The 4,160-nt window shown below is 44.9% G+C and carries 5 protein-coding genes; all 5 read right to left on the reverse strand.

Annotated features, from left to right (window positions below; all coding sequences use genetic code 11):
• Positions 1–86 precede the first annotated feature (86 nt).
• Complete coding sequence (locus H0Z19_RS11680) at positions 87–1,220, reverse strand: right-handed parallel beta-helix repeat-containing protein (protein ID WP_290726824.1); 1,134 nt, start codon at positions 1,218–1,220, stop codon at positions 87–89.
• 245 nt (positions 1,221–1,465) lie between these two features.
• A complete protein-coding gene (locus H0Z19_RS11685) occupies positions 1,466–2,965 on the reverse strand; it encodes a hypothetical protein (protein ID WP_290726826.1) in 1,500 nt (499 codons plus the stop codon).
• A 15-nt stretch (positions 2,966–2,980) separates the two neighbouring features.
• Positions 2,981–3,124: a hypothetical protein gene (locus tag H0Z19_RS11690; RefSeq protein WP_290726829.1), complete on the reverse strand. Its 144-nt coding sequence runs from the start codon at positions 3,122–3,124 to the stop codon at positions 2,981–2,983.
• On the reverse strand, positions 3,121–3,297 hold the full coding sequence (locus H0Z19_RS11695; RefSeq protein ID WP_290726831.1) for a hypothetical protein: 177 nt from the start codon (positions 3,295–3,297) through the stop codon (positions 3,121–3,123). Before H0Z19_RS11695 ends, H0Z19_RS11690 begins: the two co-directional genes overlap by 4 nt.
• A gap of 10 nt (positions 3,298–3,307) precedes the next feature.
• Complete coding sequence (locus tag H0Z19_RS11700; protein WP_290726833.1) at positions 3,308–4,036, reverse strand: hypothetical protein; 729 nt, start codon at positions 4,034–4,036, stop codon at positions 3,308–3,310.
• Between the last annotated feature and the right edge of the window lie 124 nt (positions 4,037–4,160).

Consider the following 4,160-nt stretch of genomic DNA (forward strand, 5'->3'; position numbering starts at 1 on the left):
AGTGAAAAGAGAGTTTTTGCATCATTTGACTCATTTTTGACTCATTTTTGCATCATTGCGCTAAAGGGAGAAAAAGTGAAGGGGTATCAGGTGAGGTTGTTTGCAGAAATGTCATTGGCTCCGGACAGCCCGTTCAGTCCGCCTGTTGCATTTCCTCTCAGGTCGCAGAGGGCAACGATGTTGTAGTCTTCAGTCCCGCTCACGTTAACACCGTAGCGCTGGGTTTTTGTTGGCTGGCTGTCTGAAGCCTTACACGCGATTATGCGGATACCTGTGGCGTTAGTAGTGGCATCACCTGTGATGATAATACCGTCTGCTGTTGTGGATTGGCCGTTGTTCCACACTTCACACCCTACTATTACGATGTCATAAGAGTTTTCAATACTGAACCCTCTGTTTCCATTAGAATCAGCTATACAGCTTCCAAAGCTTATGCTGTGACAGTCCCTACCCGTCCTGAACCCGCTGTCACCGTTGAGCCTTGCGATACATGATACAACCGTGACGTTGTACGCTCCGTTGATGATGTTAAACCCTTTACCGGTGTTGTTGTAACTTCTGCAGTTGGATATTGTAACGTCATATGGTGTGTGGGTTCCGGAGGAGTCGCCGACCTGGAACCCCTGTTCGCTGTTCCCCTCAGCCAGGCTGTTTACTATCTGGAGCCTGTTGGCCCAGTCAGACGCTATGCCGTGCTGACCGTTGTTTCTTGCCGTGCAGTTTTCAAGCTGGACGTTGTAGGTCTGACCTATATCAAAGCCGACGTTGGCACAGCCTTCAGCTACGCAGTTTGAAAGCTTAATGTCGTGCGCGTTGTACCTTAGGGCAAACCCCTGAAATCCTGAATTTATAACTTTCACGTTTTTGACTATTATATCAGAGCCTTTGTGAATAGCTATCCCATCTCTCGTTGTGTTTTGGATTATAACATCTCTTATTATAGCATTGGTCACGTTGTACAGGACAATACCGCGCTTTTCCCACTGGACCTCAGAAGGGTCCTGGTTGTCTTTGTTTCCGTCGAGGATGCCTCCTACAATCTCTATGTTCTGGACATCAGATGCTTTTATCATATTTAAGTTGGTGTTGTCGGTCAATTTTAGATAGGCGTTACGCATGTCGAGGACGGTGTTTGATGTCAGGTTGATGGTGGAATCCAGCTCGAATTCACCCTGGAGGGTTATGACAACTTTTTTGTTTGAGGGGTTTGTGGACTCCATTAAAGAATTTAAAGCGGTGGAGACGCTGGTGCTTCGAAGTTCGATTTTTCCTGTCTTCCCGTTTTTTATGTAAACATTTCCATCAGTATCAGTGAAAACGATGTAGTCTGCTACGTTGTGGGGTTCTGAAATATCAAACTCGTACTTGTCCCCGAGGGAGTTGAACCTAAACAGGGTCCCGTCGTAGTTCCGGTATTCAATTTTTCTCATCTTTCATTACCCCCGTTAAACTTCAGCGTACCAGCTCAGCTGATTTGCACTTTTCTCCAAGTCGAGCCATCCCAGACTGCTAAATAATAGTTTGTTCCGTCATAATAGTGTATTGGTTTGTTGAGGAAAAGTTCGGAGATTAAGGAGTCTGTTGTGTCAGGAAGAGACGTATATAGAATATTGTCGTAATATGATGTGTTAAGTGTTGAAGGGATTGGGCTTGTAACATTAACAAACTCATTATTTGTTATAAATGAATAGTTTCCACCGCCACGTATTCCTTCGTTCCAGTTTTTAACAAAGTTTCCCTCAATTATGACATAAGTGCTTGAACCAGTGATATAAACTGCCGTTCCAACCTCACTAGTCCCAATTATTCGGTTTCCGATAATACTAGAGTTCTTGATACTACCAGTAACAACGTTGATTCCATAAGATGTCCCTGTAACGGAGCCTAGATTTATTTCGTTACCTGTTAATTGTAAGTTTACACCAGTAGCGTCAATTTTAATTGCAGTAACGCTGTCTTTTCCATAAGTGTAAAATCTTGTATTTGATGTTCTAATTGTTGAAGGGTTTGTTGAAGCATACAAACCAACAGCGTTATCAGCGTTAAAAATGATTTCTGAGTTACTGATATATACACTTCCTTTTGTAATGTTCACGGAGATGGAGCTAGTTGAAATAAGACTATCATGTATTTTTGTATTCTCTCCTGCAGTAGTGATACCTGTTGCAAATGCTTCAATCCAGCTATTACTTATAATTGCTCTCTCAGAGTACTCTGAGATTTCAATCGCTGTTGTCCCAGGAGTTGTCCATGAATTTACAAATTCACAGTTATCTATTTTTGCATTGTTTGTTCCTACACCATTCACGTTTCCTTCAAATAGTACACCTCTTTCAACATACGCAAATTCGCTGTTTTGAATGATAGCATTTGCATTGTTTTCATTGAAGATGATCCCCCCGTAATTACGGAATACGTTGATATTCTCAACTCTGGATAGGTATGGAATTGATGAGAATCTTGCAACCCAAGAATTTGTGTTAGATTTGTCACCGATGAAGGTCCCATTTCTGAGAGCGGTTAAATGTCCGGCAAAATTAGTGCCGGTTTCGCTTTGTGGTTTTCCAAAGTCAAAAGCGATGTCATCGAGTGATGAAATGTCGATCCATGACCCGTTGAAGTCGAGTGTTACACCACCTGGGAAGAAAACTTTTCCTGTGAGGGTGTAATCGTCTGGGACAAATGCGATTAAAACTGTTTTCTTTCCGTTAATCCATGAAAATATTTCATGTGAAGATGCATTTATTATTTGTTGTCCCGTGAGGTTCAAAACATTATGTAATTCAGTATCCTTGAACTCAATTCTCCCGCTCTTCCCGTTCTTCGCATAAACATAGTCTTCATCCTTGAAGATGATGTAGTCAGCCGTGTTGTGTGGCTCGCTTATGTCAAACTCATACTTGTTTCCAAGGGAGTTGAAACGGAACAGGGTCCCGTCGTAGTTGCGGTATTCAATCTTCCTCATCTTTCATCACCTCCATCACATACCCACCCAGTTTACCCACCACGAGTGTTCTTCCGCGGCAGCTTCTTCATAGGTTTGTTTTTCGGGTTTATAAGTTTTTTGTCTGGTCAGAAGAAACAGCAGCAGAATAAATAGAAGAATCCAGAAGAGCTTTTTCATGACGCTACCTCCGTTGCTTCGATCTCCTTGCCGTAGCGGGTCTCCCTTATCCTCACAACCTGAAAGGTCTTAGTGACTTTGACGGGTACGAACTTTCCGGTCTCGGGGTCCTGCTGGTACTCCGTGACCTCAAGCTGGAAGGTGTCTCCGACCTTAAGCTCGTTGGGGTTCATTCCCACCGCGTCACACCTCCTCCAGTATTGTCATGAGTCCGAAGGTCGTTGTGCTGCTGCTTGCCCACACATACATCGTCACGTACCAACCTGGAGGGATGGTGATTGGTGGGTCGAAGTGCTTCTGCGCGAAGGTACTTTCGTAGTAGGAGGTGATTTCCAGCTGTGCTTTAAAGATGACAGCCTGGAGGGTGTCGGTGTCATCGTAGAGCTTTATTTCAATTTTACCGGCTGCGGGGGAGGAGCCTTCGAGGGAGGTGACGCAGTCGAAAAGGTATGCGTTTTTGGTCCCCGTGTTTGTGTAGGTCTTTGTGGTGGAGCTGTCGGTCACGGTGGCGGAGATGGGGACGAGGCCGTTTCCTGAGTAGTTCTTCTCTTTGAAGGAGAGTGTGTCTACCGTTACGGTGGCGCTGTCAATGCTTACGCTTGCGGTTCCGTTGACGTTTACGTCAAGTGTGGAGTTTGTAACGTTGATGTCCCAGACGGAGCTGGTTGCCTGCTCGACAACGATTGAGGAGTTCTGAATATCAACGGGAAGGACCGAGTTTGTTACGTTAACGTCCATGTAGGAGTTGGTTATGTTAACATCGAGGGATGTGTTTTGAACGTCAACAGGGAGGGACTCCTCCACCTTGAAGACGAGCTCGTGTGGCTTCAGGAAGGCGTTTGACAGAAGGACGGTTATGGGAGCTGTAGGGTTGGGGATGCTCCAGCTTATCACGGAAATGCCGGAGGGCACGTTCTCGACGATATCTATCTCAGAGGGGTCAACGTACTTATCATCGTTAATGACGATGTGTCCGGCAACCTTATGAGGGTTGTGAATATACAGGTTCTTATACACACGGTCGAGCTCGATGCGG

Origin of the sequence: Archaeoglobus sp. (genome assembly GCF_017656475.1) — an archaeon.
Classification (GTDB): Archaea; Halobacteriota; Archaeoglobi; order Archaeoglobales; family Archaeoglobaceae; genus Archaeoglobus.

Excerpts from the sequence above, each read along its gene's own strand:
- H0Z19_RS11680 (WP_290726824.1), bottom strand. The coding sequence starts at position 1,220 with ATGGAGTCCACAAACCCCTCAAACAAAAAAGTTGTCATAACCCTCCAG.
- H0Z19_RS11685 (WP_290726826.1), bottom strand. The coding sequence starts at position 2,965 with ATGAGGAAGATTGAATACCGCAACTACGACGGGACCCTGTTCCGTTTC.
- H0Z19_RS11690 (WP_290726829.1), bottom strand. The coding sequence starts at position 3,124 with ATGAAAAAGCTCTTCTGGATTCTTCTATTTATTCTGCTGCTGTTTCTT.
- H0Z19_RS11695 (WP_290726831.1), bottom strand. The coding sequence starts at position 3,297 with ATGAACCCCAACGAGCTTAAGGTCGGAGACACCTTCCAGCTTGAGGTC.